3 protein-coding genes, 1 tRNA gene and 1 pseudogene are annotated in these 4,795 nt (G+C 69.3%); 4 read left to right on the top strand and 1 reads right to left on the bottom strand.

Going from position 1 to position 4,795, the window contains the following annotated elements; translation table 11 throughout:
* The 4 genes from ENN83_RS16415 to ENN83_RS16400 all read left to right on the top strand — a co-directional run.
* Window positions 1-398: NAD(P)-dependent oxidoreductase (locus tag ENN83_RS16415; RefSeq protein WP_287188857.1), on the top strand; the 398-nt coding region annotated here is incomplete at its 5' end.
* A 180-nt stretch (window positions 399-578) separates the two neighbouring features.
* A complete protein-coding gene (glpX, locus tag ENN83_RS16410; protein ID WP_287188855.1) occupies window positions 579-1,550 on the top strand; it encodes a class II fructose-bisphosphatase in 972 nt (323 codons plus the stop codon).
* Window positions 1,551-1,553: 3 nt separating this feature from the next.
* Window positions 1,554-3,359: a single-stranded-DNA-specific exonuclease RecJ gene (recJ, locus tag ENN83_RS16405; RefSeq protein ID WP_287188853.1), complete on the top strand. Its 1,806-nt coding sequence runs from the start codon at window positions 1,554-1,556 to the stop codon at window positions 3,357-3,359.
* 22 nt (window positions 3,360-3,381) lie between these two features.
* Window positions 3,382-3,456: transfer RNA gene (locus tag ENN83_RS16400), tRNA-Glu, on the top strand.
* A 207-nt stretch (window positions 3,457-3,663) separates the two neighbouring features.
* Here the strand turns inward: ENN83_RS16400 and ENN83_RS16395 are convergent.
* Window positions 3,664-4,041, bottom strand: a pseudogene (locus tag ENN83_RS16395) (tyrosine-type recombinase/integrase); the annotation flags it as partial.
* Window positions 4,042-4,795: the final 754 nt, after the last annotated feature.

Here is a 4,795-nt window from a genome sequence, read left to right as displayed (position 1 = left end):
TCCCTGCGACGCCGGTGGACAGCCTGGCGGCGCTGGGCGCGGCCTGCGATATCGTCGTCTCCTGCGTGCCCGGCGGTGCCGAGACGCGGCACATGATGGGGGCCAATCTCTTCGCCGCGATGAAGCCCCATGCCCATTTTGTCAACATCTCTCGCGGCGACGTCGTCGACGAGGCCGCGCTGATCGCGGCGCTGTCCGAAGGCCGGATCGCGGGGGCGGGGCTTGATGTCTACGAGTTCGAACCCCAGGTGCCGCCCGCGCTGCTGGCGATGGAGAATGTCGCGCTCCTGCCGCATCTGGGCACCGCGACGCTCGAGGTGCGCGAATCGATGGGCATGATGGCGGTCGAGAACATCTGCGCCTTCCTGGCCGGCCAGCCCCTGCCGAACGCGGTCTGAGACCACCGCCTCGTCCCTTCTTCTGGCCGAAAATATCCCGGGGGTCCGGGGGCAGCGCCCCCGGCCGGTCGCCCGGGCGGCAGCCCGGGCGAAACCTGCCCGCGTCCCCGCGCCCCCTTGTCTCGCCCCTCCCCGAAGGACTAGAAGCGCGCAATCGGATTTGCCCCCGCAGGATTTCCCATGACCGACAAGCCGCTCTACGATTTCAACGACCGCATGCTCTCGCTGGGCCTCGCCCGCGTCTCCGAGGCCGCCGCTCTCGCCTCGGCAAGGCTGATCGGCCATGGCGACGAAAAGGCCGCCGACCAGGCCGCGGTCGATGCCATGCGCGTCCAGCTCAACCAGCTTGAGATCGCGGGCGTCGTGGTCATCGGCGAGGGCGAGCGCGACGAGGCGCCGATGCTTTATATCGGCGAGGAGGTGGGCGCAGGCACCGGCCCCGCGGTCGATATCGCGCTCGACCCGCTCGAGGGCACGACGCTGACCGCCAAGGACATGCCCAACGCGCTGGCGGTGATCGCGATGGGGCCGCGCGGCTCGATGCTGCACGCCCCCGATGTCTACATGGAAAAGCTCGCCATCGGGCCGGGCTATCCCGAGGGACTGGTCACGCTCGACATGCCCCCCGCCGAGCGCGTGCGCAAGCTGGCCGCGGCCAAGGGCGGCACGCCCACCGACATCACCGTCTGCATCCTCGAACGCCCCCGGCATGAGGCGCTGATCGCCGAGGTCCGCTCGACCGGTGCGGCGATCCGGCTGATCACCGATGGCGATGTCGCCGGCGTCATGCATTGCGCCGAGGCGCAGCGGACCGGCATCGACATCTACATGGGGTCGGGCGGTGCGCCCGAGGGGGTGCTGGCGGCGGCCGCGCTGAAATGCATGGGCGGTCACATCTTCGGCCAGCTGCTGTTTCGCAACGATGACGAACGCGCCCGCGCCGACCGCGCCGGGATCACCGACCTGAACCGGGTCTATGGCCGCGACGACATGGTGCGCGGCGACGTGATCTTCGCCGCGACCGGGGTGACGGATGGCTCGCTCCTGCCCGGCATCCGGCGCGAGGTGGGCTGGCTGACCGCCGAAACACTGCTGATGCGCTCCAAGACCGGTTCGGTCCGGCGCATGACCTACCGGACCCCAGTGAAATAAGCGATGGCCCGGGCGTTTCTCGACGTCGACTGCTCCGCGACGGGCCGACGCTGGACCGGCCCCACGCCCGAAGAGGCCCGCCAGGCCGAGGCGCTGGAACAGGCCGCACGCCTGCCCCCCGCCGTGGCCGCCGTGCTGGCCCGGCGCGGCGTGGCCCCTGAAGCGGCCGAGGGCTTCCTCGATCCCACGCTCAAGGACCTGCTGCCCGATCCGCTGTCGCTGCGCGACATGGCGGCGGCGGCCGAACGCTTCCTTGCCGCGCTGCGCGGGCGCCAGCGGATTGCGGTCTTTGCCGATTACGATGTCGATGGCGGCGCCTCTGCCGCGCTGATCCTGACCTGGCTGGCCGCGCAGGGGCACAGGGCCACGCTCTACATCCCCGACCGGATCGACGAGGGCTATGGCCCGAACGAACCCGCGATGGAACGGCTTGCCCGCGACCACGACCTGATCGTCTGCGTCGATTGCGGCACGCTGAGCCATGGCCCCATCGCCGCCGCCCAAGGTGCGGACGTGATCGTGCTCGACCATCACCTGGGCGCCGAGACCCTGCCCCCCGCGCTGGCCGTGGTGAACCCCAACCGCCAGGATGAGACCGGCGATCTGGGCCATCTCTGCGCGGCGGGCGTGGTGTTCCTGATGCTGGTCGAGGTGAACCGCCAGATGCGCGCCGCCGGGATGGCGGGGCCGAACCTGATCGACTTCCTCGACCTTGTGGCGCTGGCGACCGTGGCGGATATGGCGCCGCTGACGGGCGTCAACCGCGCGCTGGTCCGCCAGGGGCTCAAGGTGATGGCGCGGCGCGGCCGGCCCGGCCTTGTGGCGCTGTCCGACATCGCGCGGATGAGCAGCGCGCCTACGCCCTATCACCTGGGCTTCCTGCTGGGCCCAAGGGTGAATGCGGGCGGGCGGATCGGCCAGGCCGATCTGGGCGCGCGGCTGCTGGCCACGTCCGATCCGCACGAGGCCGCGGCGCTGGCCGAACGGCTCGACGCGCTGAATACCGAGCGGCGCGAGATCGAGGCCGCGGTGCGCGAGGCGGCGCTGGCCCAGGCCGAGGCGCGCGGGCTGGACGGCCCCCTGGTCTGGGCCGCGGGCGAGGGCTGGCACCCCGGCGTCGTCGGCATCGTCGCCAGCCGCCTGAAGGAGGCCACCAACCGCCCCGCCGTGGTGATCGGGCTGGAGGGCGACCAGGGCAAGGGCTCGGGCCGGTCGGTTTCGGGCGTCGATCTGGGCGCGGCGATCCACCGGCTGGCGGCCGAGGGCTGGCTGCTCAAGGGCGGCGGGCACAGGATGGCGGCGGGTCTGACGGTGGCCCGCGATCGGCTGGACGAGGCGATGGAGCGCCTCGGCGCGCTGCTCGCGAAACAGGGGGCAGGGGCGTCCGGCCCGCGGGAGCTGCGGCTTGATGCGCTGCTGATGCCCGGGGCCGCCAGCGCCGATCTGGTCGAGCGGATCGAGGCCGCAGGCCCCTTCGGCGCAGGCGCCCCCGCGCCCCGCTTCGCCTTCCCGGGAATGGCCGTGAGCTTCGCCCGCCGCGTCGGCGAGAGCCATCTCAGGATCGGCTTTGGCGACGGCACCGGCCCGCGCCTCGACGCCATCGCCTTCGGCGCCTTCGACACCCCCCTCGGCCCGTTGCTCGAATCCCATGGCGGCGCGCGCATCCACCTTGCCGGGCGGCTCGAGATCAACGACTGGGGCGGCCGCCGCCAGGTCCAGTTGCGCCTCGAGGACGCGGCGCGGGCCGACCGACAGTCGGCGAAAAAAACCGCGATATACCCCCTTGCGCAGCCCCGCCAATTTATCTAGGAAACGCCGCACGAGCTAGCGTGGCCCGTTCGTCTATCGGTTAGGACGCCAGGTTTTCAACCTGGAAAGAGGGGTTCGATTCCCCTACGGGCTGCCACTTATCTGAAATGTATAGTTTTTTCAGTTGGTTGCGGGGTAAAACTGTCCCACTGCCCGGACGGGCTGCGAAAGGTGGGACACTTTTTGTCGTCTCGCGCTGCTGAGTTAGCCTTGCGAGCGCGCTGGCGGCACGCAGTTTCTGGGACGCCCCCTTGGTGTAGCGCGTGACCTCCTTCGAGGTCTGATGATCCGTGATCGCCATGATCTCGAATCCGCTGCAGCCGAGCTCGGCCAGTTGCGCGACCGCCGCCTTTCGCAAACCGTGGACCGAGCAATGACTGAGGCCGGCGGCGTCGCACCACTTGCGGAACCGGTTGCCGAATCCAGCTGCCGTGAAGGGTTTGCCGTATTCACTTATCAGGAATGTCGTGCCGCCCACCCGGTCATCCGCGAGGTGGCGCTGCAGTTCGGGGATGATCGGGATCTCCAGCGTAATCGGGTGGCGATTGCGACCCTTGTGCTGGGTGAAGCCGATCCAAAGGACACCCTTCTCATCCTCGCGGACGTTCCTCCACCCGAAGCGCACAAGGTCGGACCGACGCTGGCCGGTGTAGAGCGCCAGGGCCAGCGCGAGGCGCGCCATGGTGCCGAAGGGGTGGGCCTTCTCGTCGGCCTCGATCTCGTCGAGGGACCGGGAATGGTAGCCCTCGGCATTGGTGGTCAGATACTCGACCTGGGCGGCCGGGTTGGTGTCGTGCAGATCGTAGCGCACCGCAAAGCGGAACAGCTGGCGCATTGTCTTGATCATGGTGTTCGCCGCCGCCGGCGTCTTCATCATCTCGTCGCGACGCAGGCGCAGATGGCGCGGCAGGAGCTTGGCATAGGGCTTCTCGCCATCACCATGGTTCTGGAAGAACCGCTCGAGGATCGACCGGCGCGTCCGACGGGTAGATGCGTCGAGTTGCCGGTACATGGGCGACTTGAAATACTGGACACACAGCCAGCCCGGCGTTCCGGGCCGCCCGGTCCGGCTCTTCTCCGTGGTCTTCTTCTGCTTACAGGCCTCGCCCGACTATACACGATGGTAGTCGATCAGGAACTCAGGCGAGCCGACCGGCCCGCGCAACCGGATCTTGGGATGCCCCGCGCGACGATAGTAGAGGCGGACGTTGCCGTGGCGGTCGGTGTCCTCGACCACGTATTTCAACCGCATCATCTTCATCCGGGCATGGCCTTCACAAGTCCCAGGGGTTGTCCTCCACAGCGCCGCCGCCTTCCAGAAGATCGAAGGCGCGATCCACCTGACGGCGATTCCAGACGCGGCGCCCATCAATCCGCTTGGGGGCTGGCATGCGGCCATCCGCGACCATCGCGTCGAACTTCGACACGCCCACGCC

Origin of the sequence: Rhodovulum sp. (assembly GCF_011048875.1) — a bacterium.
Taxonomy (GTDB): Bacteria; Pseudomonadota; Alphaproteobacteria; order Rhodobacterales; family Rhodobacteraceae; genus Rhodovulum; species Rhodovulum tesquicola.
The sequence above is the reverse complement of the archived record's forward strand: the minus strand, read 5'-3'. Positions and strand labels throughout refer to the sequence as shown.

Bases quoted from the DNA above. Each gene is read 5' to 3' on its own strand.
- recJ (WP_287188853.1), top strand. From the start codon at position 1,554: ATGGCCCGGGCGTTTCTCGACGTCGACTGCTCCGCGACGGGCCGACGC.
- glpX (WP_287188855.1), top strand. From the start codon at position 579: ATGACCGACAAGCCGCTCTACGATTTCAACGACCGCATGCTCTCGCTG.